Source organism: Streptomyces xanthii (assembly GCF_014621695.1).
GTDB classification, from domain to species: Bacteria; Actinomycetota; Actinomycetes; order Streptomycetales; family Streptomycetaceae; genus Streptomyces; species Streptomyces xanthii.
Map to the genome: position 1 here is coordinate 5,751,472 of NZ_CP061281.1, position 23,047 is coordinate 5,774,518.

Annotated in this window: 23 protein-coding genes; 16 read left to right on the top strand and 7 right to left on the bottom strand. The window is 72.9% G+C overall.

Annotated features, from left to right (window positions below; translation table 11 throughout):
• Window positions 1-41: 41 nt before the first annotated feature.
• Window positions 42-1,430, top strand: coding sequence for an aminotransferase class V-fold PLP-dependent enzyme (locus IAG42_RS25910; protein ID WP_188339362.1), 1,389 nt, complete (start codon window positions 42-44; stop codon window positions 1,428-1,430).
• A gap of 18 nt (window positions 1,431-1,448) precedes the next feature.
• Here IAG42_RS25910 and IAG42_RS25915 read toward each other — a convergent pair whose 3' ends face one another.
• On the bottom strand, window positions 1,449-1,730 hold the full coding sequence (locus IAG42_RS25915; RefSeq protein ID WP_188339363.1) for an Lrp/AsnC family transcriptional regulator: 282 nt from the start codon (window positions 1,728-1,730) through the stop codon (window positions 1,449-1,451).
• Complete coding sequence (locus IAG42_RS25920) at window positions 1,727-2,467, bottom strand: rhomboid family intramembrane serine protease (RefSeq protein ID WP_188339364.1); 741 nt, start codon at window positions 2,465-2,467, stop codon at window positions 1,727-1,729. The genes IAG42_RS25915 and IAG42_RS25920 overlap by 4 nt, the downstream gene beginning before the upstream one ends.
• A 105-nt stretch (window positions 2,468-2,572) precedes the next feature.
• On the opposite strand from IAG42_RS25920, the gene IAG42_RS25925 reads away from it, so the two are divergent.
• From IAG42_RS25925 to IAG42_RS25945, 5 genes are all read left to right on the top strand, one after another.
• Window positions 2,573-2,812: a hypothetical protein gene (locus tag IAG42_RS25925; RefSeq protein ID WP_188339365.1), complete on the top strand. Its 240-nt coding sequence runs from the start codon at window positions 2,573-2,575 to the stop codon at window positions 2,810-2,812.
• Window positions 2,813-2,843: 31 nt separating this feature from the next.
• Window positions 2,844-4,196 carry an NYN domain-containing protein gene (locus IAG42_RS25930; protein ID WP_188339366.1) on the top strand — a complete coding sequence of 451 codons (1,353 nt, stop codon included), beginning with the start codon at window positions 2,844-2,846 and terminating at the stop codon, window positions 4,194-4,196.
• Window positions 4,197-4,481: 285 nt separating this feature from the next.
• The gene (locus IAG42_RS25935; RefSeq protein WP_188341607.1) at window positions 4,482-5,507 is read left to right on the top strand and encodes a C40 family peptidase; all 1,026 of its coding nucleotides are present in this window, start codon (window positions 4,482-4,484) and stop codon (window positions 5,505-5,507) included.
• A gap of 246 nt (window positions 5,508-5,753) precedes the next feature.
• Entirely contained in the window at window positions 5,754-6,788 is a 1,035-nt protein-coding gene (locus tag IAG42_RS25940) for a C40 family peptidase (RefSeq protein WP_188339367.1), read from the top strand.
• Between the two features lie 35 nt (window positions 6,789-6,823).
• Window positions 6,824-8,029 carry a hypothetical protein gene (locus IAG42_RS25945; RefSeq protein ID WP_223206161.1) on the top strand — a complete coding sequence of 402 codons (1,206 nt, stop codon included), beginning with the start codon at window positions 6,824-6,826 and terminating at the stop codon, window positions 8,027-8,029.
• 147 nt (window positions 8,030-8,176) lie between these two features.
• On the opposite strand, the gene IAG42_RS25950 is transcribed toward IAG42_RS25945, so the two are convergent.
• Window positions 8,177-9,415, bottom strand: coding sequence for a glycosyltransferase family 87 protein (locus tag IAG42_RS25950; RefSeq protein WP_188339368.1), 1,239 nt, complete (start codon window positions 9,413-9,415; stop codon window positions 8,177-8,179).
• Between the two features lie 92 nt (window positions 9,416-9,507).
• Between IAG42_RS25950 and IAG42_RS25955 the strand changes: the two genes are divergently transcribed.
• The gene (locus IAG42_RS25955; protein WP_188339369.1) at window positions 9,508-10,650 is read left to right on the top strand and encodes a glycosyltransferase family 4 protein; all 1,143 of its coding nucleotides are present in this window, start codon (window positions 9,508-9,510) and stop codon (window positions 10,648-10,650) included.
• Between the two features lie 215 nt (window positions 10,651-10,865).
• Here IAG42_RS25955 and IAG42_RS25960 read toward each other — a convergent pair whose 3' ends face one another.
• Window positions 10,866-12,662: an AMP-dependent synthetase/ligase gene (locus IAG42_RS25960; protein ID WP_188339370.1), complete on the bottom strand. Its 1,797-nt coding sequence runs from the start codon at window positions 12,660-12,662 to the stop codon at window positions 10,866-10,868.
• Between the two features lie 284 nt (window positions 12,663-12,946).
• Here IAG42_RS25960 and IAG42_RS25965 point away from each other — a divergent pair, with 284 nt between their 5' ends.
• The 6 genes from IAG42_RS25965 to IAG42_RS25990 all read left to right on the top strand — a co-directional run bounded on the left by IAG42_RS25965 (window position 12,947) and on the right by IAG42_RS25990 (window position 17,859).
• On the top strand, window positions 12,947-13,708 hold the full coding sequence (locus tag IAG42_RS25965) for a metallophosphoesterase family protein (protein ID WP_188339371.1): 762 nt from the start codon (window positions 12,947-12,949) through the stop codon (window positions 13,706-13,708).
• 103 nt (window positions 13,709-13,811) lie between these two features.
• Window positions 13,812-14,246, top strand: coding sequence for an SRPBCC family protein (locus IAG42_RS25970; protein WP_188339372.1), 435 nt, complete (start codon window positions 13,812-13,814; stop codon window positions 14,244-14,246).
• A 117-nt stretch (window positions 14,247-14,363) separates the two neighbouring features.
• Entirely contained in the window at window positions 14,364-15,458 is a 1,095-nt protein-coding gene (locus tag IAG42_RS25975) for an ArsA family ATPase (protein WP_188339373.1), read from the top strand.
• 68 nt (window positions 15,459-15,526) lie between these two features.
• The gene (locus tag IAG42_RS25980; RefSeq protein ID WP_188339374.1) at window positions 15,527-15,997 is read left to right on the top strand and encodes a DUF5304 domain-containing protein; all 471 of its coding nucleotides are present in this window, start codon (window positions 15,527-15,529) and stop codon (window positions 15,995-15,997) included.
• A gap of 53 nt (window positions 15,998-16,050) precedes the next feature.
• A complete protein-coding gene (locus IAG42_RS25985) occupies window positions 16,051-17,004 on the top strand; it encodes an ROK family glucokinase (protein WP_188339375.1) in 954 nt (317 codons plus the stop codon).
• A 69-nt stretch (window positions 17,005-17,073) separates the two neighbouring features.
• Complete coding sequence (locus IAG42_RS25990; RefSeq protein WP_188339376.1) at window positions 17,074-17,859, top strand: endonuclease/exonuclease/phosphatase family protein; 786 nt, start codon at window positions 17,074-17,076, stop codon at window positions 17,857-17,859.
• On the opposite strand, the gene IAG42_RS25995 is transcribed toward IAG42_RS25990, so the two are convergent.
• The 3 genes from IAG42_RS25995 to IAG42_RS26005 form a co-directional block, all read right to left on the bottom strand.
• Entirely contained in the window at window positions 17,844-18,476 is a 633-nt protein-coding gene (locus tag IAG42_RS25995) for a dihydrofolate reductase family protein (protein ID WP_188339377.1), read from the bottom strand. The genes IAG42_RS25990 and IAG42_RS25995 overlap by 16 nt on opposite strands.
• 73 nt (window positions 18,477-18,549) lie before the next feature.
• Window positions 18,550-19,206, bottom strand: coding sequence for a hypothetical protein (locus IAG42_RS26000; RefSeq protein ID WP_394811250.1), 657 nt, complete (start codon window positions 19,204-19,206; stop codon window positions 18,550-18,552).
• A complete protein-coding gene (locus IAG42_RS26005) occupies window positions 19,199-20,008 on the bottom strand; it encodes an alpha/beta hydrolase (RefSeq protein WP_188341610.1) in 810 nt (269 codons plus the stop codon). Before IAG42_RS26005 ends, IAG42_RS26000 begins: the two co-directional genes overlap by 8 nt.
• A gap of 227 nt (window positions 20,009-20,235) precedes the next feature.
• On the opposite strand from IAG42_RS26005, the gene IAG42_RS26010 reads away from it, so the two are divergent.
• The 3 genes from IAG42_RS26010 to IAG42_RS26020 are packed head-to-tail and all read left to right on the top strand — an operon-like array spanning window position 20,236 to window position 23,044.
• Complete coding sequence (locus IAG42_RS26010; protein WP_223206440.1) at window positions 20,236-20,985, top strand: lysophospholipid acyltransferase family protein; 750 nt, start codon at window positions 20,236-20,238, stop codon at window positions 20,983-20,985.
• Between the two features lie 35 nt (window positions 20,986-21,020).
• Window positions 21,021-22,310, top strand: coding sequence for a MacS family sensor histidine kinase (macS, locus tag IAG42_RS26015; protein WP_188339378.1), 1,290 nt, complete (start codon window positions 21,021-21,023; stop codon window positions 22,308-22,310).
• A 41-nt stretch (window positions 22,311-22,351) separates the two neighbouring features.
• Entirely contained in the window at window positions 22,352-23,044 is a 693-nt protein-coding gene (locus IAG42_RS26020) for a response regulator (protein ID WP_188339379.1), read from the top strand.
• Window positions 23,045-23,047: the final 3 nt, after the last annotated feature.

Genomic DNA, 23,047 nt, shown 5'->3' on the forward strand with positions numbered 1-23,047 from the left:
GATCTCTCCATCCATTCGCCTTGTCCTGCCGGGAGACACCCATGTCCGCTCACACCTCCGCCGCCACCGCCACCGCCTGCGCCGACTCCGCCGACCCCGCCTGCGGCGCCCCGCTGCCGGTCCTCGGCCGCGACGTCACCGTCCCGCTCGTCACCGGTGGCGAGGTCACCTACGCCGCCCTCGACTACGCCGCCAGCGCCCCGGCCCTCCAGCGTGTGTGGGACGACGTCGCCGCGTACGCCCCGTACTACGGCAGCGTGCACCGCGGCGCCGGGTACCTCTCCCAGCTGTCGACCGACCTGTTCGAGAACTCCCGCAAGGCCGTCGCCGAGTTCCTCGACTGCCGCGAGGGCGACCAGGTCGTCTTCACCCGCTCCACCACCGACTCGCTCAACCTCCTCGCCCAGGCCGTCCCGGCCGGTTGCGAGGTCTTCGTCTTCGAGACCGAGCACCACGCCTCGCTGCTGCCCTGGCGCGACGCCCGCGTCACCTACCTGAACGCGCCCCGCACCCCCGACGAGGCCGTCGCCACCCTGGAGCGCGCCCTCGCCGACCGCGACCCTTACGGCCCGGCCCTCGTCTGCGTCACCGGCGCCTCGAACGTCACCGGCGAGCTGTGGCCGGTGCGCGAACTGGCCGCCGCCGCGCACGCGCACGGTGCCCGCATCGTCCTCGACGCCGCCCAGCTCGCCCCCCACCACCCCGTCTCCGTACGGGACCTGGACGTCGACTGGGTCGCCTTCTCCGGGCACAAGCTGTACGCGCCGTTCGGCTCCGGCGTGCTGGCGGGCCGCGCCGACTGGCTGACCGAGGCCGAGCCGTACCTCGCCGGCGGCGGCGCCTCGCGCAAGGTCGCCCGGCGCGCGGACGGCGGCGTCGACGTGGAGTGGCACGAGAGCGCCGCCCGCCACGAGGCCGGCTCGCCCAACGTCATCGGCGTCTACTCCATCGCCTCCGCCTGCAAGGCGCTGACCGAGGCGGGCTTCGACTCCCTCGTCGCCCGCGAGCAGCACCTGATCCGGAAGGTGCGCGAGGGGCTCGCGGCGGTGCCCGAGGTGAAGGTGCTGTCGCTGTTCGGCGACGACGCCCCGCGGGTCGGCGTCATCTCGTTCGTCGTCGAGGGCTGGAACTCCTCGCACTTCGCGGCCGCGCTCTCCGCCGAGTACGGCATCGGTGTGCGCGACGGTCTCTTCTGCGCCCACCCGCTGGTGCGCACGCTGCTCGGCTCGGACCCGCAGCAGCAGGGGGAGTGCGGCGCCCCCGAGGCGGCGCCGGGCGAGAAGTCGCTGAACGCGATCCGCGTCAGCTTCGGCGCGGGCACCCCCGACGAGCACGTCGAGCGCTTCGTCGCCGCGGTCACCGAGCTCGTCCGCGACGGCGCCCGCTGGACCTACCGCACGGAGGACGGGCGCTGCGTCCCGGCCTCCTGAGGCTTGCGAGAGGTCCGCTCAGCCGTCCAGGCCGATGGAGAACGCGGCCTCCAGGTCGTGCTGGGAGTAGGTGCGGAAGGCGACGTGGGTGTCCGTCGCCTCCACGCCGGGGATCTTGCTGATCTTGCCGGGGATGACATCGGCGAGGTCGTCGTGGCGGGCGACCCGGACCATGGCGATCAGGTCGTACGTGCCGGTGACGGAGAAGACCTCGCTGACGCTCTCCAGCGCCGCGATCGACTCCGCGATCTCGGGGATGCGGTCCACGCTGGTCTTGATGAGCACGATCGCGGTGATCACGGCTGGCTGTCTCCCTCGGTGGCCGTGGTGTGGGTCGCCTTCACTCTAGCCCGGCGCCGGTAACGCACCCATGCGTAGAGGAAGCCGGTGGAGAAGCCGACCAGGTGCGCCAGATAGGCCACCCCCGGGCCCTGGCCCGCCTGCCCCGCCGCCGCCCACTGCAGCGCCACCCAGAACGGCAGCACCACCCACGCCGGGAAGCGCAGCGGCAGGAAGAGGAGGAACGGGAACAGGCTCGTCACGCGCGCGTCCGGGAAGAGGTAGAGGAACGCGCCCAGGACCGCGGAGATCGCGCCGGACGCGCCCACCAGGGTCTGCTCCGAGCTCGCGTGCGCCAGCGCGTACCCGAACAGCGCCAGATACCCCGTGACCAGGTAGAAGAGCAGATAGGGCAGCCGGCCCATGCGCTCCTCGGTCATCGTGCCGAAGACGTGCAGGAAGAGCATGTTCCCCAGCAGGTGCAGCCAGCTGCCGTGCACGAACAGGGCCGTCAGCGGGGTGAGCGCCGCCCGCCAGGACCCCGCGAACAGCTCCGCGGGCACCACGCCCCACCGCTCGAAGTACGCGCTCTGCGCCGCGAGCAGCCGGTCCCCGGTGCCGTAGGAGGGGTTCAGGCCGGAGGCGGGGGACAGGACGAAGACGACGCAGCACACCCCGATCAGGGCGTACGTGACCGGGGCGGGGCCCCTCAGGAACGCGGTCGCCCGTGCGATGCCCTCACGTCCGTTGCCGATCATGGGACAGAGCATGACGCAAGGCGGGGAGCGGACGGCGTACGGCAGGCCGTAGGGTTACGGGCAAGACGGCCGAGAGAGCCGCGAGCTGAAAGAAGGCACAGTCCGATGACGGTTCCCCTGCCGACCGCCACCACCCGCTGGCGCTGCACGCTCTGCGGCAACCTCACGCGGTTCGACGTGACGCGCTCCTCGAAGGTCGTGGAGTACGTCCACCTCGACCTGGCCGGTGAGCCGAGCGTCGAGGAACGCAAGGTGGTCGATGAGACCATCGAATCGGTGCGCTGCCGCTGGTGCAACGCGGTGGATCAGGTGGAACTCGTGGACAGGCCGGGCGCCGACTCCTGACGGAGCGGCCCCACGGACTTTGGGGTGACGGATGGTGGAGAGCACAGGCGGGGAGGCCGGGGACGGCGGAGCCGCCGAGCTGCTCGACCGGCCGTTGCCCGAAGGCGTACGGCGGCGGGTCGTGGCGATCGTCTCGGACGGTTTCGGCGGTCTGACGGTCAGCGAACTCCCGGCGCAGCTGCGCCAGTACGCGCGGTTCACGCCCACCCGGCGCGCCAAGTTCGCCGGGAACGCGATGGCGGCCGCGCTGGAGAGCGACACCCTGTTCCGCCAGCGGATCGGTGAGCGGCTGCGCGAGGCGCAGCCCGAACTCGCGGGGGCCCTGGACTCCGGGACCCCGCCGCCCGCCGCCGACCCGCTCGACGTGGCCGCCGCCGCGTACGTGCTGCGCCCGGCGGGCTGGGTCAAGCTCGTCGCCGCCGCCGGCGAGGAGGCGCAGCGGGCCGACGCCGAGCGCGTCGACGAGGAGACCCGCGCCGAGCTGGACCGGCTGCGTGAGCAGCTCGCCGAGGCGCAGGCCCACACCCGCGCTGAGACCGAGCGGCTGCGCACCGAGCTGGACACGGCACGGCGCGAGGCCGAGTCCGCGCACCGCAAGCTGCGGGCCGCGCTCAGCGACGTCAAGCGCGGTGAGGCCGCCGCCCGCAAGGCGCGGGCCGAGACCGACGCCGTACGGGCCGAGGGGCAGGCGCAGGTGTCGGCCGCCGAGAGCGAGAGTCGGCGGCTCAAGGCGCGGCTCGGCGAGGTCGAGGCGGCGCTGGAGGCCTCGCGCCGGGCGGCCCGCGAGGGGCGCAGCGTCGAGGACATGCGGGTGCGGCTGCTCCTGGACACCGTGCTCGACGCGGCGCAGGGGCTGCGCCGGGAGCTGGCGCTGCCCCCGGTGTCGATGCGGCCCGCCGACTCGGTGGACGCCGTGGAGCCGGGCCGGATGACGCCCAAGGACATCGCCGCGCGCGCCCTGCACGAGCACGACCCGGCGATCCTCGACCAGTTGCTCGCGCTGCCGCAGGCCCATCTCGTGGTCGACGGCTACAACGTGACCAAGACCGGCTACCCGACGATGCCGCTGGAGAAGCAGCGGCTGCGGCTGCTCGGCTCGCTGTCCCAGCTGGCGGCGCAGACCGGCGCCGAGGTCACGTGTGTCTTCGACGGGGCGGAGCTGGCCGCGCCGGTGCTGCTCGCGCCGCCGCGCGGGGTGCGCGTCCTGTTCTCGAAGGCGGGCGTGACGGCCGACGAGCTGATCCGTCAGCTGGTGCGCGCCGAGCCGCCGGGCCGTCCGGTCATCGTCGTCTCGACGGACCGGGAGGTCGCCGACGGGGTGGCCAAGGCGGGAGCCCGTCCCGTTCCGTCCGTGATGCTCCTGAAGCGGCTCTCGCACGCCTGATGTCCGGATTGCGGTCATCCCGCAACACCCGTTCCGCTTGCCCGAATTGGCGAAACCTTCACGCAACGTAGCGTCAAACGAGCATCACTGCACGTGAGTTGAGTGCAAAGAATGCAGTGGGTGACCGAGATTTTTCTCGTCAGGATTTGAACTGATCACAAGAAGGTCACTAGGGTCGGGCCTCGAACCTCCGCTCGGGTGATCGCTCACATGAGGTGAGCGACGGTGGAGGACACCGCCCACCGGGTGTCTGTGGGCGGCTGGAGGAAGAAGGAGCTCGCCTTCGTGGCGTCCCACCGTCGACCCAAGCAGCCGAGCCGCACCCGTGTGACCGTGCTCACCGCGACCGCCGCCGCTGCCGTGGCCCTCACCTCGCAGGCCGCCAACGCCGCGCCGAACCCCGACAAGGGCGAGGTCAAGGCCAAGGTCGACAAGCTCTACGAAGAGGCGGGCAAGGCCACCGACCTCTACAACGGGGCCAAGGAGAAGCAGAAGAAGCTCGAGAAGCAGATCGGCGAGATCCAGGACAAGGTCGCGCGCGGCCAGGAGGAACTCAACGAGCTGCGCACGGGCCTCGGTTCGCTTGCCAGCCAGCAGTACCGCTCGGGCGGCATCGACCCCTCCGTCCAGCTCTTCCTCTCCGCCGACCCGGACGACTACCTCGACAAGGCGTCCACCCTCGACTCGCTGAGCGCCCAGCAGCTGCAGTCGCTCAAGAAGGTCCAGGAGAAGCAGCGGACCCTCGCGCAGGAGCGCGCCGAGGCCGCCGAGAAGCTCAAGGACCTCGCGGACACCCGCACCGAACTCGGCAAGAAGAAGAAGGAAGTCCAGAGCAAGCTGGGCGAGGCCCAGAAGCTCCTGAACACCCTCACCGCCGAAGAGCGCCAGAAGATGGCCGAGAAGGAGCAGCGCGCCAGCCGCGACGCCGCCGGCCGCGTCGAGCTCGGCAACGAGGTGCCCGCCTCCCAGCGCGGCGCCGCCGCCCTGAGCGCCGCCGCCACCCAGATCGGCAAGCCGTACGTCTCCGGCGGCACCGGCCCGAACTCCTACGACTGCTCGGGCCTGACCCAGTGGGCGTACAACCAGGCCGGCGTGGGCATCACCCGCACCACGTACACGCAGCAGAACGACGGCCCGAAGATCGGCATGAGCCAGCTCAAGCCGGGCGACCTGGTCTTCTTCAACAACCTCGCGCACGTCGGTCTCTACGCCGGCAACGGCCAGGTGCTGCACGCCCCGCACCCCGGCGCCGTCGTCCGCTACGAGTCGATGAGCACGATCGGATCCTTCCAGTTCGGGGTCCGCATCTGACCGCAGCCGTGCCCCTCGCGGCACGCGTGCGATCCTCGTACCAACGACACCGGAAAACGCGCCCGTTCGGGCGAATTCCGGCATCCCGCACTTACCCCGCGCCCCGCCACTGACCTGCGTCAGAGGCGGGGCGCCGCGTTGTGCGGACGCTGTTCGATCGTTGGAGGGGGCCAGGGGGCCCGACTACTGTCGGCGCGCATTCCCCCGAGCACGGGGGTCCGTCAGCGGAAGGGAGAGCGGCTTCCCGTGGGGTCCCATCGCCGAACTGCGCACTCTCGGCTCCCCGGTCTCGACCGGAACACTCGCGCAACCGTCCTCACCGTGGCCGTCGCCTCCGCGGCCGCCGCACTCGCCGCCGTCCCCGCGGACGCCGCCCCGAAGGACACGCCGGCCGACACCAAGGCCGAGGTCGACCGCCTCTACGAGCAGGCCGAGCAGGCCACCGAGGCGTTCAACAAGGCCGACGAGCGGGCCGACAAGCTCCGCACCGAACTGCGCACCACCCAGGACGAGGTGGCCCGCGGCCAGGAGCGGATCAACGCGATGCGGCGCGCCCTGGGACTCCTCGCCGGCGCCCAGTACCGCTCCGGCGGCATCGACCCCTCGCTCGCCCTCATGCTCTCCTCCGACCCGGACTCCTACCTCGACAAGGCCGGCACCCTCGACCGGATCAGCGCCCGGCACGCCGGTGAGCTCACCGAACTGCGCGCCGCCCAGCGCGACCTCGCGCAGGAACGCGCCGGGGCCCGCCGCAAGCTCGCCGAGCTCGACGCGGTCCGCAAGGCCGTCGCCCGGCACAAACGCGGCGTCGAGACGAAGCTCGCCCGCGCCCGGCAACTGCTCAACTCGCTGCCGGACGCCGACCGCGCCGCCTACGAACGTTCCTCGCGCGGCGGCGAGCGCCCCGACCTCAGCGGCGCCGGGCCCGCCTCCTCCGGCCGCGCCGCGACCGCCCTGGCCGCCGCCCAGTCCGCCCTCGGCAAGCCGTACGTGTGGGGCGCCAACGGGCCCTCCGCGTTCGACTGCTCCGGCCTCATGCAGTGGTCGTACGCCCGCGCCGGGGTCGCCCTGCCACGCACCTCGCAGGCCCAGCGGTACGCGGGCCGTCAGGTGCCGCTGTCGCAGGCCCGGCCCGGCGACCTCGTCGCGTACGGCGCCGACGCCCACCACATCGGCATCTACGCCGGCAACGGACAGGTCATCCACGCCCCCTACCCGGGCGCCCCGGTCCGCTACGACCCGGTCGGCATGATGCCCGTCTCGTCCGTGACCCGCGTCTGAGACCCCGCCCGCCGGCACGCCGTACGATCAGCGGGATGGCTGGTCGACGGCGTGCGGTGCGCGGGGCGGGGTGCTGGGTGGCGCTCGGCGCCCTGCTCCTCGGCAGCGCCGGATGCGAACGGGCGCCCGCGCCGGCGGACGCCCGCTCCGCCGCCGTGCAGCGCGTCCTGGACCGGCGCGCGGACGCCGTCCTCGACGGGGACGCCACCGCCTACCGGGAGACCGGCGGCGCCGACCCGTACCTGCTCACCGACCTCGCCGCCGTCCCCCTCGCCTCCTGGACGTACCGGGTCGACCGGATCGACGGCACCGGCCCCCGGATCACCGCCGACGCCGAGCTGCGCTACCGCGTCGCCGGGTACGACTCCGTGCCCGTCGTCGCCCGGCGCACCCTGACCCTGCGGCGCTCCGACGGCCGCTGGCGCGTCGTCGGCGACGAACCGGCGGGGAAGTCGGGACGCCAGCTGTGGGAGCAGGGCAAGGTGAGCGCCGTCCGCGGCGCCCACAGCCTCGTCCTCGGCGTCGGCCAGCAGGAGAACGTGCTGCGTTCCTACGCCCGCCTCGCCGATCTCGCCGTGCCCGCCGTCACCGCCGCCTGGGGCCGGGACTGGGCCCGCGAGGTCGTGATCCTCGTCCCCGGCTCGCTCGACGGCATGGGACAGCTCCTCGGCGCCCCCGCCTCCGGCTACCGGGGCATCGCCGCCGTCACCACGGGCGAGGCCGGCGGATCGGGTGCGGCGCCCGCCGACCGCGTGATCATCAACCCCGAGGCGTACGGGGTGCTCGGCTCCGTCGGCAAGCAGGTCGTCCTCACGCACGAGACCGCCCACGTGGCGACCCGCGCCGTGACCACCGCGGCGACCCCGCTGTGGCTCTCCGAGGGCTACGCGGACTGGGCCGGCTACCGGGACTCCGGACGCACCACCGCGCAGGCCGCGCCCGAACTGCAGAGCGCCGTCCGCGAGGGCACCGCGCCCACCGAGCTCCCCGAGGACGCCGCCTTCGGCTTCAGCAGCGACCCGGGCCGCCTCGCACGGGCCTACGAGAGCGGCTGGCTGGCCTGCAGGATGATCGCCGACCACTGGGGCGAGGCGAAGCTGAACGCCTTCTACGCGGCTGTGGGCCGCCACGGCGACCGCTCCGGCGCGGTGGAGTCCGCCCTCCAGAACGTCCTCGGCATCGGCGAGCAGGACTTTGTGCTGCGCTGGCGGGAGTACGTGCGCCGGCAATTGGGCGGCTGAGGTCTCGTCGCCGGGTGCGGCCCGGTGGGGGCTGGTCGCGCAGTTCCCCGCGCCCCTGAAATGCACGCCCTTCGGGCGGCATTTCTCCGATGCGGGGCTGTGACATCAGTGGCTGCGCCGCGGGGCGCGACCAGCCCCCACCGGCCGTCAGACAGGCAGCGCGCGGTCATCGGCAGGCTCGGCCGGGACCGCGGCGCGCTCGGCGCGGCGGGGCTCGGTCACCGTCGCGCGCCACAGGCGGCGGCACGCCAGCAGCGTCGCCGCCACCAGCAGGCCGTTGCGGACCACCATCAGGGCCAGGCCCAGCGAGTCGCTCGCCACCACGTGCCCGAACCAGACCGGGAACTCCAGGAACGTCACGGCCGACGCCACGAGCACCAGCCACACCGGCAGCGCCATCCGGCTCTCCCGGAACAGCAGGCACACCGCCGCGACCCCGACCAGCCACACCATGTACTGCGGACTGATCACCCGGCTCGTCGTCGTGAACAGCAGCACCGCCGTCAGCCCCGCGTCCGCGAACGTCGACGAGGACCAGGCCCGCGCCCGCAGCCGCCACAGCACCAGCCAGCCGAACGCCAGCGCCGTCAGCCCCTGCGCCAGCGCGCTCACCAGATCCACGTGCGGGCCCAGGAACTCCACCGAGCCGTAGTTCAGCTGCACCGACCCGGACCAGCCGAAACGCCGCGCCACATGGAACACGAGCGCCCCGAGCGACTCGACCTCCGTACCCCGGTCCCGCTGGAACGTCAGGAACGCGAACGCCCCCGGCATCGACACGGCCGACACCAGCGCGAGCACCCCCGCCGTCAGCGCCGCCGCGCCCCACGTCGCCCGGGTGGCCCGGCCGCGCCGCGTGCCGGTCAGCAGCAGCACCGGCCACACCTTGAGCATCGCCCCGATCCCGGTCAGCACCCCCGCCGCCCGCGGATGCCGCGCCATCGCCAGCAGCGCCGCGACGGCGACCGCGGTGACCATCACGTCGTAGCGCGCGTACACCGTCTGCCCGAGCAGCGGCAGGCCCGCGACCCACACCCACACCCCGCGCCGGGCCTTGCCCTGCCGCTCGGACACGTACAGGAGCATGAAGAAGACCGCCGCGTCCGCGAGGAACGCCAGGAGGAAGAACGCCGAGGCGTACTCAAGGAACGGCAGCAGGCCGGGGGAGAGGATCGCGGCCGCCGCGGCCGGCGGGTACTGCCAGGTCACGTCGTCCAGCGGAAACGTTCCGGTGCGCAGGACGTCGAACCAGCCCTGGTAGATCACCGACACATCGCTCGTCACGTCCGGGCCGGGCACCGTCACGACCTTGAAGACGCACAGCAGCAGAAGGGTCCTGGTCAAGGCCCAGACGACGAGCAGCGATGTGGGGGTTCGCGTCTTCATTCGAGTCATCATGCCCGCCGCTCCCGCGCCCTGGCCACGGACCCCCACGGCGTGCCGTGCTCCGCTTCACCGGTTCGGTACTGTCTGCCACGATGCACAAGACCCTGATCGTGACCAACGACTTCCCGCCCCGCCCCGGCGGCATCCAGGCCTTCCTGCACAACATGGCGCTGCGCCTGGACCCCGAACAGCTCGTCGTCTACGCGTCCACGTGGAAGCGGAGCCGGGAGGGCGTCGAGGCGACCGAGGCCTTCGACGCCGAGCAGCCCTTCACCGTCGTGCGCGACCGTACGACGATGCTGCTGCCGACCCCGCGCGTGACCCGCCGCGCGGTGGGCCTGCTTCAGGAACACGGCTGCACGAGCGTCTGGTTCGGGGCCGCCGCCCCGCTCGGCCTGATGGCGCCCGCGCTGCGCCGGGCCGGAGCGCGGCGCCTCGTCGCGACGACGCACGGCCACGAGGCGGGCTGGGCCCAGCTGCCCGCCTCCCGCCAACTGCTGCGCCGCATCGGCGAGGGCACCGACACGATCACCTACCTCGGCGAGTACACGCGCTCCCGGATCGCCGCCGCACTCACGCCCGAGGCCGCCGGCCGCATGGTCCAACTCCCGCCCGGCGTCGACGAGAAGACCTTCCACCCCGGCTCCGGCGGCGCCGAGATCCGGGCCCGGCTCGGGCTCAGCGACCGGCCCGTCGTCGTGTGCGTCTCGCGGCTCGTGCCGCGCAAGGGACAGGACACGCTGATCCTCGCCATGCCGCGCATCCTCACGGAGGTGCCGGACGCGGTGCTGCTGATCGTCGGCGGCGGGCCGTACGAGAAGGAGCTGCGGCGGCTCGCGCGGGAGACGGGCGTCGCGGACTCGGTGGTCTTCACGGGGGCCGTGCCGTGGAGCGAACTGCCGGCGCACTACGGGGCCGGGGACGTGTTCGCCATGCCGTGCCGGACGCGGCGCGGGGGGCTCGACGTCGAGGGGCTCGGCATCGTCTACCTGGAGGCCTCCGCGACCGGGCTGCCCGTCGTCGCCGGGGACTCCGGCGGGGCGCCGGACGCGGTGCTCGACGGGGAGACCGGGTGGGTCGTGCGGGGCGGTTCGCCGGAGGCGGCGGCGGATCGTGTCGTGCCGCTGTTGTCGGACCCGGAACTGCGGGCCCGGATGGGGGAGCGGGGGCGCGCCTGGGTCGAGGAGAAGTGGCGCTGGGACTTGCTGGCGGAGCGCCTGCGGGGGTTGTTGTAGGGGTTCGTCGGCGTCTGCGGCCCGGTGGGGCTTCTCGCGCAGTTCCCCGCGCCCCTGAAATGCAGACCCTTCGGGTCGCATTTCCCCGATACGCCCGCGCCCCTGGAGATGCGCACGAAGTGCGCATCTCCAGGGGCGCGGGGAACTGCGCGACCAGCCACGACGAAACGGGTCCCCGCCGACCGGCAGGGACCCGCAACGGCGCGAAGGCGCGCTCAGCCCCGGTAGATCGCCTCGATCTCCTCGGCGTAATCCTTCGCCACAACATTCCGCTTGAGCTTCAGCGAGGGCGTGAGATGCCCCGAGTCCTCGGTGAACTGGGCACCCAGGATGCGGAACTTGCGGACCGACTCCGCCTTGGACACCGCCGCGTTCCCGTCGTCCACCGCGCTCTGGATCGCCGCGAGCAGATCCGCGTCACCCTGGAGGGACGCCACGCTGGCGCCGGCCGGCTTCCCGTGGTCCTCGGCCCACTTGCCGAGGAACTCCTCGTCGATCGTGACGAGCGCGCCGACGAACGGCCGCCCGTCGCCGACGACCATGCACTCGGCGACCAGCGCGTGCGCGCGGATGCGGTCCTCGATGACGGCCGGGGCGACGTTCTTGCCGCCCGCCGTCACGATGATCTCCTTCTTGCGGCCGGTGATCCGCAGGTACCCGTCCTCGTCCAGCGTGCCGATGTCGCCGGTGTGGAACCACCCGTCGGCCAGGGCCTCTTCGGTCGCGCCCTCGTTGTTCCAGTACCCCGTGAACAGGTGCTCGCCGTGCAGCAGCACCTCGCCGTCGTCGGCGATCCGCACGACCGAGCCGGGCAGCGGCTGGCCGACCGTGCCGATCTTCTGGCGGTCCCACGGGTTGAACGCGGTCGCGGCGCAGGACTCGGTCAGGCCGTAGCCCTCCAGGACCGTGAAGCCGATGCCGCGGAAGAAGTGGCCGAGCCGCTCGCCGAGCGGGGCGCCACCGGAGATCGCGTACTCGCCGCGTCCGCCGAGCACCGCGCGCAGCTTGCTGTAGACGAGCTTGTCGAACGTCTTGTACTTGAGCTTGAGGGCCAGTGACGGGCCCTTGGGGGTGTCGAGCGCGCGGCTGTACTCGATCGCCGTGTCCGCGGCCTTGTCGAAGATCTTGCCCTTGCCGTCGGCCTGCGCCTTGGCCCGCGCCGAGTTGTAGACCTTCTCGAAGACGCGCGGCACACCCAGGATCAACGTCGGCCGGAACGCGGCGAGTTCATCGGTGAGGTGCTTGATGTCGGGCGCGTGACCCAGCTTGATCGGCGCCATCAGCGAGGCGACCTCGACCAGCCGGCCGAAGACGTGCGCGACGGGCAGGAAGAGCAGGACCGAACACTCGCCGGTGCGGAACAGCGGCTTCAGACGCTCCACCACGTTGCCGCACTCCGCGAAGAAGCTGCGGTGCGTGAGCACACAGCCCTTGGGGCGGCCGGTCGTGCCGGAGGTGTAGACGATCGTGGCCGGGTCGTCGGCCTTGGCGATGGCGCTGCGCTCGTCGACGGCGGAGTCGGGCAGCTCGGCGCCGGACCGGTTCAGCTCCTCGACGCCGCCGGCGTCGATCTGCCACACGTGCCGCAGCTCGGGCAGGCTGTCGCGCACGGAGGCGACGGCCGCGGCGTGCGCGTCCGACTCGACGAGGATCGCGACGGCACCGGAGTCGCCGAGGATCCACTGGATCTGCTCGGCGGAGCTGGTCTCGTACACGGGGACGGTGATCGCCCCCGCGCTCCAGATCGCGAAGTCGAGCAGGGTCCACTCGTAGCGGGTGCGGGACATCAGGCCGACCCGGTCACCGGCCTGGACGCCGGCGGCGATGAGGCCCTTGGCGGCGGCCCGCACCTCGGCCAGGAACTGGACGGACGTCACGTCCTGCCAGGTGCCGCCGATCTTGCGGCCGATGACGGCGACGTCCGGATGCTGCGCGGCGTTTCTGCGGACGATGTCGGTCAGATTGCCGTCGGCAGGGACCTCGTACAAAGCCGGAAGGCTGAACTCGCGCAAGACTGCTGCTCCTCATAGGGCGCCGGCGCCACGACTCTGTGTGCTGCGTCGGTACGGTCCAAGATCGGGCAGGTGCTCATCATTGTTGAACTGAGCACGACTGGACTGCCCGGACGTTACCCATCAGTACAGCCACTTCGGTAGGGGGTCCAGGCCAGATGTTCGCTGCGTCACACGTCGCGGCGGTGCTTTCCGCAGGGTAGTCCACCCCTTTGCGAACCAGGAAGTCGCCGCAGGTCCGGCGGCCTCTACCCACCTCGGGGCGGGCGTCCTAGGGTGATCGCATGCGCGTACATGTGGTCAGCGATGTGCACGGAAACTCCACCGACCTCGCACGAGCCGGCGACGGAGCCGACGCCCTCCTCTGCCTCGGCGACCTGGTCCTCTTCCTGGACTACGCCGATCACTCGCGCGGCATTTTTCCCGATCTGTTCGGAGTCGAGAACGCGGACCGCCTCGTCGAACTGCGCACCGCCCGCCGCTTCGAGGAGGCGCACGCCTTCGGCGCGAAGCTCTGGGCCGGCGTCGACCGCTTCCCCGCCATCGAGAAAGCGGTGCGCAAGCAGTACGCCGAGATGTTCCCGGCGTTCCCCACCCCGACGTACGCCACCTACGGCAACGTCGACATCCCGGGGCTGTGGAGCGAGTACGCGGGACCGGGCACGACCGTGCTCGACGGGCAGCGGGCCGAGATCGGCGGCTGGACCTTCGGCTTCGTCGGCGGCGGCCTGCGCACCCCGATGCGGACGCCCTTCGAGGTCGACGACGAGGAGTACGCGGCGAAGATCGAGGCCGTCGGAGAGGTCGACGTCCTGTGCACGCACATCCCGCCGGAGGTCCCCGAGCTCGTCTACGACACGGTCGCGCGCCGCTTCGAACGGGGCAGCCGCGCGCTCCTCGACGCCATCCGCAGGACCCGGCCCCGCTACTCCCTCTTCGGCCACGTCCACCAGCCGCTCACCCGGCGCATGCGCATCGGCTCCACCGAGTGCGTGAACGTCGGCCACTTCGCCCGGGGCGGGCGGCCCTGGGCCCTCGAATGGTGATGCCGGAGCGGTGACGTCGGGGCCGCCCGCGCGCGATAGCCTGCTCGCGCACACATACGTAGGCACGGCCGACCCCTGACCGTTATCTGGAGGAGCCACGGCGATGGCGGAACACACCAGTTCGAGCATCACGATCGAGGCGGCGCCGGCCGACGTCATGGGCGTGATCGCCGACTTCGCGCGGTATCCGGACTGGACGGGCGAGGTGAAGGAGGCCGAGGTCCTGGAGACCGACGACTCCGGGCGCGCCGAGCAGGTCCGGCTCGTCATGGACGCGGGTGCGATCAAGGACGACCAGACGCTCAAGTACACGTGGACGGGCGAGAACGAGGTCTCCTGGACGCTCGTGAAGTCCCAGATGCTCCGCTCCCTGGACGGCTCCTACGTGCTCCGGCCCGCCGGCGCGGGTACGGAGGTCACGTACTCCCTCACGGTCGACGTGAAGATCCCCATGCTCGGGATGATCAAGCGCAAGGCGGAGAAGGTCATCATCGACCGCGCGCTGGCCGGCCTGAAGAAGCGGGTCGAGACCAAGTAGTCGGGCCCCTTCGGGGGCCGGCCGATGCAAGCCCCCCGGCGTTGCCGGTTGCCGTTGCGCCGCCGGTAGCACCGGGAGGTGCCGTCCGGCGGCCCAGAGGCGGGTAGCCTCGCGGGCATGCGGACTCTCCTTGTTGCCGGGCCCGGTGGGGCCGGGCGGACCACGGTCGCTGTCAGTACGGTCCGACGGGCCGTGCGTGACGGGCTGCGGGTCCTGCTGGTCACCGGCGACGAGGTCCCGGACGTGCCCGGGGCCGAGATCAAGCGGCTCATACCGGCCGAGGAGTTCCGCGACGACCTGCTCGCCCTCCAGGACCGGGCCGGCGGCGTGCTCGACATGGTCGGCGCCGCACGGCTCGACGCCGACGAACTGACCCCGCTGCCGGGCAGCACCGAGCTCGCGCTGCTGAGGGCCCTGCGCGACAGCGCCGGCGGACCCCACGACCTGGTCGTCGTCGACCTTCCCGCCGGGCCGGGCGCCGTCTCCGTGCTCGCCCTGCCCGAGCAGCTGCGCCGCTACCTGCGCCGCCTGCTCCCCGCGGAGCGCCAGGCGGCCCGCGCCCTGCGCCCCGTCCTCGGCCGCCTCGCGGGAGTGCCGATGCCCGCGGAGTGGCTCTACGAGACCGCCGCCCGCTGGGACGCCGAGCTCGCCGCAGCCCAGTCCGTCATCGACGCCGACGGCACCGCCGTACGGCTCGTCGCCGAGCCCACCAAGGCCGCCGCCGAGAGCCTGCGCCTCACCCGCACCGGACTCGCCCTGCACGGCCTGCCCGTCGAAGCAGTCCTCGCCAACCGCGTCCTGCCCGACGGCTCCACCGACCCCTGGCTCGCCGACGCCGCCGCCCACCAGCGCAAGATCGTCGCCGGGTGGCCGGACGCGCCCGAGATCCCCCACCTGGGGTGCGACGCCGACGCCGGGCTCGACGTGCCGGCGCCCGGCGAGGCCGCCCCCCGCGCCGAGTGGCCCGTCGAGGACCGGATCGCCGAGGACGGCGTGCTGGTCTGGCGGATCCCCCTGCCCGGTGCCGTCCGCGAGGAGCTCACCCTGATCCGGCGCGGTGACGAACTCGTCGTCGGCGCCGGACCGTTCCGCCGCATCGTGCCGCTGCCCTCCGCGCCCCGCCGCTGCACCGTCGCGGGCGCCGGACTCGTCGACGGCGAACTGTGCGTACGGTTCGCGCCGGATCCCGGGCTGTGGCCGCGGACCCCGTGAACCGCACGGCTCCGTTCGGGTACCGTCGAAGACACCACCACCTCAGCTCTCCGCAGGAGTCAGCCGCCATGAGCGACGCCACCGAGCAGCCCGCGCCCCAGGTCGACGCCGACGCCTGGGAGAAGGCGTGCGCCGAGGACCTCGCGGCGGAGAAGGCCCGCCGCCGCGCCCAGCAGGGCCCCCAGCCCGGCACCGCCGCCGAGGAGCTGAAGAAGCTCGTCGACGCCGTCGCCGACAAGCTCTCCGGGGTCCAGGCCCCCTTCCTGGGCGCCGTCGCCCAGGGCACCGCCGAGCAGGCCGTCAAGCAGGTCGTCAAGCAGGCACGGTCCGTCGTCGAGCCCGTCATAGAGCGCAACTCCGACGTGTTCGACCACCTCGCCGCCGCGGGCTCCGAGCTGCTCGCCGCGTACCGGTCCGCCGTCGAGGGCCAGGAGGCCCGCTGGACCCAGCGCACCCAGGAGCCGAAGGCCCCCGGCGGCCCCGCGCGGAAGGGCCCCGGGGACGAAGCCCCCGGCGGGGAACACATCGACCTCGACTGAACCCGGCTCGGGTACGGTGGGCCTTAGCGGGGCTCGACCGAACTGAGGGATTCATGGGACTCACCATCGGCGTCGACATCGGCGGCACGAAGATCGCGGCCGGCGTGGTCGACGAGGACGGCAACATCCTCTCCACGTTCAAGGTGCCGACGCCTTCCACGCCGGACGGGATCGTCGACGCCATCGCCTCGGCCGTGGAAGGCGCCCGGGCGGGACACGACATCGTGGGCGTGGGCATCGGTGCCGCCGGATACGTCAACCGCCAGCGCTCGACCGTGTACTTCGCGCCGAACATCGACTGGCGCCAGGAGCCGCTCAAGGCCAAGGTCGAGGAGCGCGTCGGCCTCCCGGTCGTGGTCGAGAACGACGCGAACGCGGCCGCCTGGGGCGAGTACAAGTTCGGCGCCGGCAAGGGCCACCGCAACGTCATCTGCATCACCCTCGGCACCGGCCTCGGCGGCGGCATCATCATCGGCAACAAGCTGCGCCGCGGCCACTTCGGCGTCGCCGCCGAGTTCGGCCACATCCGCATGGTGCCGGACGGACTGCTGTGCGGCTGCGGCTCGCAGGGCTGCTGGGAGCAGTACGCCTCCGGCCGCGCCCTCGTCCGCTACGCGAAGCAGCGGGCCAACGCCACGCCGGAGAACGCGGAGTTCCTGCTCTCGCTCGGCGACGGCACCCCCGACGGCATCGAGGGCAAGCACATCTCCATGGCCGCCCGGCAGGGCGACGCCGTGGCCGTCGACTCGTACCGCGAGCTGGCCCGCTGGGCCGGCGCCGGCCTCGCCGACCTGGCCTCGCTCTTCGACCCCTCCGCGTTCATCGTCGGCGGCGGCCTCTCCGACGAGGGCGAGCTGGTCCTCGACCCGATCCGCAAGTCGTACAAGCGCTGGCTGGTCGGCGGCAACTGGCGGCCCGTCGCCGACGTCATCGCCGCCCAACTGGGCAACAAGGCGGGCCTCGTCGGCGCCGCCGACCTGGCCCGGGAGCCCGACCCGGTCATGTGACCGGACCGCGTACGTGCCGGTGCCCGTCGTTCCCCCTGGGAGCGGCGGGCACCGTCGTATCTTGATCACATGCCGACCGACGCCACGACCAGCCCGCTGCCCAACTCCCGTACGGAACCCGATGGTTCCGCCGTGATCCGCGTCCTCAGCTACAACATCCGGTCCCTGCGCGACGACACCGCCGCGCTCGCCCGGGTCATCAAGGCCTGCGCCCCCGACCTCGTCCTCGTCCAGGAAGCGCCCCGCTTCTTCCGCTGGCGCAAGAAACTCGCCCGGCTCGCCCGCGCCGCCGACCTCGTCATCCTCTCCGGCGGCGGCAGCGCGGCCGGACCCGCGCTCCTGTGCTCCCTGCGCGCCACCGTCGAACGCACCGAGGACGTGCTGCTCCCGCTCACCCCGGGCCTGCACCGGCGCGGCCTCGCCACAGCCGTCGTCCGCTTCGGCGGCGCGCAGGGGCCACGCCTGGGCGTGGTCAGCTGCCATCTGAGCCTGCAGAAGGACGAGCGGTACGCACAGGGCGGCATGCTGCTCGACGCGATCGCCGGGCTCGGCGTCGAGCACGTCGTCGCGGGCGGCGACCTCAACGAACGGCCCGGCGGGCGCACCTTCCGCCGGCTGACCGCGACCCTGAACGACGCCTGGGCGACCCGGCCCTGGGGCGGCGAGTACACGTCGACGCCGCAGGACCCGCACCAGCGCATCGACGCCATCCTCACCACCCCGGGCATCGAGGTCCTCGGCTGCGGCGTCCCCGGCTTCCTCCACCCCGGCGACCTGCGCGCGGCGACCGACCACCTGCCGGTCCTCGCCGCGCTGCGGGTGCCGGCCGCAGGGGGCGCTCAGCCGACGTCGTAGGTCAGGTGCGTGGCCGTGGAGGTGGCGAGCACGCTCAGCCGCACCAGCGGGCGCGGGACCGCGCCCGTGAACAGCGGGGTGCCGCCGCCGAGCAGGACGGGCGCGAGGTGCAGGGACAGGACGTCCACGAGCCCCGCGTCCAGCGCCGAGCGGATCGTCGCGGCGCCGCCCATCAGGACCACGTCGAGGTCCCGCCCGGCGGCCTGCGCGGCCGCCTCGGCGTGGGCCCGCGCGGCGGCCACGGCGTCGGTGATCCCGGTCGTGACGAACGTCCAGTCGAGGTTCTTCAGGCGCACCGACTCCGGTGGCGCGCCGGTGACCACGACGAAGGCGGGCTTGCCGACCTCACCGGCCCCGTAGCCCACGTCCTCGTTCCAGCCGCCCGGCCCGTCGACCGTGTCGAAGAGACGGCGGCCCATGACGACCGCGCCCGAGCGCGCCGTCGCCTCGCTCAGCATCCGCCGGTCGTCCGGGTCCTCGGAGAAGGCCCAGGTGTGCAGGGCGTCGCCGCCCGTGCCCAGACCGCTCTCGGGACTCGGGTCCGGTCCGGTGACGTAGCCGTCGACGGAGACCGAGATGTCGGCCACGACCCGGGTGCGTGTCGTCTGTCCTGGCATGGGTGCTGTCATACCAGGACAGACCGGAGCCGGCCCGGGAACTCATCGCCCCCGCGCCGGCCGGGCGCCGCCGTCAGACGACCGCGCCGCGCCCCGGGTCGTCGTCCTCGTCGTCGCCCGGCTGCATCCGGGCCACCAGCGTGGCGAAACCGCCCAGGAAGCCGCCGATGCACAGCGTCGCCAGCCACCAGGTCATGTCCCAGCCGAGCAGCACGGACAGCAGGAGCAGCACCGGGCCGCCGACCACCGCGAGCCAAGCGAACTTCGACGTGACGTCGGCCTCCGGCAGCGGCGGCGGCTCCGGCGGCACGAAGTGGCCCTCGTCGTCGCCGTCGAGGTCGTCGTCGGACGGCTCGGCCGTCGCGTAGTCGCGCGGGCCGGGGGTCGCCGCGATGCCCGGGGCGAAGGACACCGAGGAGCCGAGCGGGCCCTTGGCGGCACGCTCCTCGTCCTCCCGGTCCCCGGCCTCGGGGCGGTCCTCCCGCCCGTTCGGCTCGAAGTCGGGCAGGGGCAGGTCCTTCATCGGCTTGAACGGCCTCGCACCCGGCGGGTCCGGCGGCTCCTGCCCGTACCCGGCGACGATCTCCGCCCACGCGGCGTCCTCGTCGGCGGGCAGCAGCGGGTCGCGCTCCGGGTCCGCGGCCGGCTGCTCGCCGCCCGCCGCCGCCCCGGAATCGCGGCTCTCGCCGCCGTCGGGGCTCTCCGGCTCCCGCCGCTCCTGCTCAGCCACCGCTGGCCGTCCCTTCCACACCCGTGTCCGTACCCGTGCCGGAGCCGTCGTCGGCGCCGTCCGCGAGCCGGTCGATGAAGGCGACGCTCTCCTCGAAGATCCGGTCCGCGTCATGGTCCAACGTCGCCACGTGGTAGCTCTGTTCCAGCAGGATCTCGGTGACGTCGCGCGAGGACACCCGGCCGAGCACCCGGGCCGAGTCGGCGGGCGGCACGACGTGGTCCTGCGGGCTGTGCAGCACCACGAGCGGCTGCGTGACCTGCGGGAGCTCGCGGTCGACCAGCCGGAAGAAGTTCCGCAGCTGGTGCGCCGCGTGCAGCGGGACCCGGTCGTAGGCGACCTCGACCGAGCCCTCCTTCGCGATGTCCGAGGCGATCCCCGGGATCGTGCGGACCAGGTGCCGGGCGACGGGCAGGGCGTGCGCGGCCGCGCCGTGCACCTTGTTCCCCGGATTGACGAGGACGAGGCCCGCCACCTTGTCCCCGTGCCGGGCCGCCAGGCGCAGCGCCAGCGCGCCGCCCATCGACAGGCCGCACACGAACACCTGCGAGCAGCGCTCGGACAGCTCCTCGAAGGCGCGGTCCACCTCCGCGTACCAGTCCTGCCAGCCCGTGATCGCGAGGTCCTCCCAGCGGGTGCCGTGCCCGGGCAGCAGCGGGAGCGAGACGGTCAGTCCGCGCGCGGCGAGATGCTCCGCCCAGGGCCGCATCGACTGGGGGGATCCGGTGAAGCCGTGACAGAGGAGGACGCCTACCTCGCCGCCTTCGTGGCGGTACGGCTCGGCTCCAGGGAGGACCGGCACCTTCGGTCTCCTGTTCATGGAAGGAGTGACAACGGGGAGAGGTGACACAGCGTGGAGTACGCGCACTACGACGTGCACTTCACCGTACGCGACCGGACCGACACCGACCAGGGTCGTCGGCGTCCGGGGGCGGCCTCGCGGGTTAAGGTCTGATCCTCGGACTGATCTCGGACTGATCCGTGGGCCGATCCGGCACGAGTCCGGGAACGAGGGAAGGCAGTGGGTTGATCTACGGCGCAATGAAGGTGGCCATCGGGGGGCCGCTGAAGCTCGGTTTCCGGCCGTGGGTGGAGGGCCTGGAGAACATCCCCGCCGAGGGCCCCGCGATCCTCGCCAGCAACCACCTGTCCTTCTCGGACTCGTTCTTCCTGCCGGCCGTCCTCGACCGCAAGGTCACCTTCATCGCCAAGGCCGAGTACTTCACGACGCCCGGCGTGAAGGGCAAGCTCACGGCCGCCTTCTTCAAGGGCGTCGGCCAGCTGCCCGTGGACCGCTCCGGTTCGCGCGGCGCCGGCGAGGCCGCCATCAAGAGCGGCATCGAGGTCCTGGAGCGCGGCGAGCTCTTCGGCATCTACCCCGAGGGCACCCGTTCGCCCGACGGCCGCCTGTACCGCGGCAAGCCGGGCGGCCTCGCGCGCGTGGCGCTGGCCACCGGTGCGCCCGTCATCCCCGTCGCCATGATCGACACGGAGAAGATCCAGCCCCCGGGCAAGGTCCTCCCCAAGCTCATGCGCCCCGGCATCCGCATCGGCAAGCCCCTCGACTTCCGCCGCTACCAGGGCATGGAGGGCGACCGCTTCGTCCTGCGCGCGGTCACCGACGAGGTCATGTACGAGATCATGAAGCTCTCCGGCCAGGAGTACGTCGACATGTACGCGACCGCCGCCAAGCGGCAGATCGCGGACGCGGAGAAGGCCGAGAAGGAAGCCAAGAAGGCGCTCGAGAAGGAGCGCGAGAAGGAGCGGGGCGGCTCGTAGCCGCGCCGTCGCTTTCTCGGACAGTGGTGGGGGAGATGGGCAACAGCGCGAACACGGTCCGGCGCGAGCGCGTCGTCCGCATGTCGGTCGAACAGCCGCTGTGGCGCGCCCTCATGGGGTACCGCGTCCTGACCATGCTGTACGCGATCGGGCTCTTCGCCTCCGCGTACGAGGTCTACGAGCGGCCCTGGGTCGCCATCGGCTACTTCGTCGTCCTGGTCGTCTGGACGCTGGCGACGCTGCCCCAGGTCTCCGGCGCCCGGCGCTGCACCAAGCGCTTCCTGACCGCCGACCTGACCGTCGCCGTCGTCGGCATCCTGCTCTCCCCGGTCGCCGGGCACGACCGCGCGGTCACCGGCGGCTCCACCCTGCCCTCGATCTGGACGGCGGGCGCCGTCCTCGCCTGGGCCCTCAAGGGCGGCTGGCGCTGGGCGGCCTCCGCGTCCGTCCTCATCGGCGTGGCCAACGTGATCCAGCGCGGCGCCTTCAGCCGCAGCACGATCCACAACGTCCTGCTGGTCTGCATCGCCTCGATAGCGATCGGCTACGTCGTCGAGGTGGCCCGCGCCTCCGAGCGCACCCTCGCCCGCGCCCTGGAGATCGAGGCGGCGACCCGCGAGCGCGAGCGACTCGCCCGCGACATCCACGACAGCGTCCTTCAGGTCCTCGCCATGGTCCAGCGGCGCGGCTCCGCCCTGGGCGGCGAGGCCGCCGAGCTGGGCCGGCTCGCGGGGGAGCAGGAGATCGCGCTGCGCACCCTCGTCGCGGGCGGCCTCACCCCCACGTCCCGGGTCTCCGAGGACGCCGCGCAGGGCGCCGTCGTACGGGCCCTCGACGACCCCGCCGCCCCCGAGGACCCCGCCGACACCGGGGAGCCCCGCGATCTGCGGCCGCTGCTCGCCGGGCACGCGGGCGCCCGCGTCACGTTCTCCGAACCGGGCACCCCGGTCCTGCTGGCCCCGGCCGCCGCGCGCGAACTGGCGGCGGCGGTCAGCGCGGCCCTGGACAATGTGCGGCGGCACGCCGGTGAGGACGCGCACGCCTGGATCCTCGTCGAGGACGAACCCGACGCGGTCGTCGTGACCGTACGGGACGACGGCCCCGGCATCCCGGAGGGCCGGCTCGCGCAGGCCGAGGGGGAGGGGCGGCTCGGCGTCGCCCAGTCCATCCGCGGCCGGCTGCGCGACATCGGCGGCACCGCCGAACTGATCTCGGTCCCCGGCCAGGGCACCGAGGTCGAGCTGACCGTGCCGAAGCAGCCCGCACCGAAGCTGCTCGCGCCGAAGACGCTCGTACCGAAAAAGCTCGTACCGAAGAAGAAGTGAACCGGAACGTGAACGTCACGGGGGAAGGCAGGACCGCAGCGATGAGCGAAGAGCAGAACCAGGCGGACGGGGCCGCGATCAAGGTCATGGTGGTCGACGACCACCCGATGTGGCGCGACGCCGTCGCCCGCGACCTGGCCGAGTCCGGCTTCGACGTCGTCGCCACCGCAGGCGACGGCGAGCAGGCGGTGCGGCGCGCCCGCGCTGCCGGTCCCGACGTGCTCGTCCTCGACCTGAACCTGCCGGCCAAGCCCGGCGTCCAGGTCTGCAAGGAGCTCGTGGGCGCCGACCCGAAGCTGCGGGTCCTCGTGCTGTCCGCGAGCGGGGAGCACGCGGACGTCCTGGAGGCCGTCAAGTCCGGCGCCACCGGCTACCTGCTCAAGTCGGCCTCCACCGAGGAGCTCGTCGACGCCGTGCGCCGCACCGCCGTCGGCGACCCGGTCTTCACCCCGGGCCTCGCGGGCCTGGTCCTCGGCGAGTACCGCCGCCTCGCCTCCGAGCCGGCCCCCGCCGCGGGCGCCGACGAGCCGAAGGCGCCGCAGCTCACCGAGCGCGAGACCGAGGTGCTGCGCCTCGTCGCCAAGGGGCTGAGCTACAAGCAGATCGCCGAGCGCCTCGTCATCTCCCACCGCACGGTCCAGAACCACGTCCAGAACACCCTGGGCAAGCTCCAGCTCCACAACCGGGTCGAGCTCGTGCGCTACGCGATCGAGCGGGGCCTGGACGACGCCTGACGC

Excerpts from the sequence above, each read along its gene's own strand:
- IAG42_RS25910 (WP_188339362.1), top strand. The coding sequence starts at position 42 with ATGTCCGCTCACACCTCCGCCGCCACCGCCACCGCCTGCGCCGACTCC.
- IAG42_RS25920 (WP_188339364.1), bottom strand. The coding sequence starts at position 2,467 with ATGATCGGCAACGGACGTGAGGGCATCGCACGGGCGACCGCGTTCCTG.
- IAG42_RS25925 (WP_188339365.1), top strand. The coding sequence starts at position 2,573 with ATGACGGTTCCCCTGCCGACCGCCACCACCCGCTGGCGCTGCACGCTC.
- IAG42_RS25930 (WP_188339366.1), top strand. The coding sequence starts at position 2,844 with ATGGTGGAGAGCACAGGCGGGGAGGCCGGGGACGGCGGAGCCGCCGAG.
- IAG42_RS25945 (WP_223206161.1), top strand. The coding sequence starts at position 6,824 with ATGGCTGGTCGACGGCGTGCGGTGCGCGGGGCGGGGTGCTGGGTGGCG.
- IAG42_RS25950 (WP_188339368.1), bottom strand. The coding sequence starts at position 9,415 with ATGAAGACGCGAACCCCCACATCGCTGCTCGTCGTCTGGGCCTTGACC.
- IAG42_RS25955 (WP_188339369.1), top strand. The coding sequence starts at position 9,508 with ATGCACAAGACCCTGATCGTGACCAACGACTTCCCGCCCCGCCCCGGC.
- IAG42_RS25965 (WP_188339371.1), top strand. The coding sequence starts at position 12,947 with ATGCGCGTACATGTGGTCAGCGATGTGCACGGAAACTCCACCGACCTC.
- IAG42_RS25970 (WP_188339372.1), top strand. The coding sequence starts at position 13,812 with ATGGCGGAACACACCAGTTCGAGCATCACGATCGAGGCGGCGCCGGCC.
- IAG42_RS25975 (WP_188339373.1), top strand. The coding sequence starts at position 14,364 with ATGCGGACTCTCCTTGTTGCCGGGCCCGGTGGGGCCGGGCGGACCACG.
- IAG42_RS25980 (WP_188339374.1), top strand. The coding sequence starts at position 15,527 with ATGAGCGACGCCACCGAGCAGCCCGCGCCCCAGGTCGACGCCGACGCC.
- IAG42_RS25985 (WP_188339375.1), top strand. The coding sequence starts at position 16,051 with ATGGGACTCACCATCGGCGTCGACATCGGCGGCACGAAGATCGCGGCC.
- IAG42_RS25990 (WP_188339376.1), top strand. The coding sequence starts at position 17,074 with ATGCCGACCGACGCCACGACCAGCCCGCTGCCCAACTCCCGTACGGAA.
- IAG42_RS25995 (WP_188339377.1), bottom strand. The coding sequence starts at position 18,476 with ATGCCAGGACAGACGACACGCACCCGGGTCGTGGCCGACATCTCGGTC.
- macS (WP_188339378.1), top strand. The coding sequence starts at position 21,021 with ATGGGCAACAGCGCGAACACGGTCCGGCGCGAGCGCGTCGTCCGCATG.
- IAG42_RS26020 (WP_188339379.1), top strand. The coding sequence starts at position 22,352 with ATGAGCGAAGAGCAGAACCAGGCGGACGGGGCCGCGATCAAGGTCATG.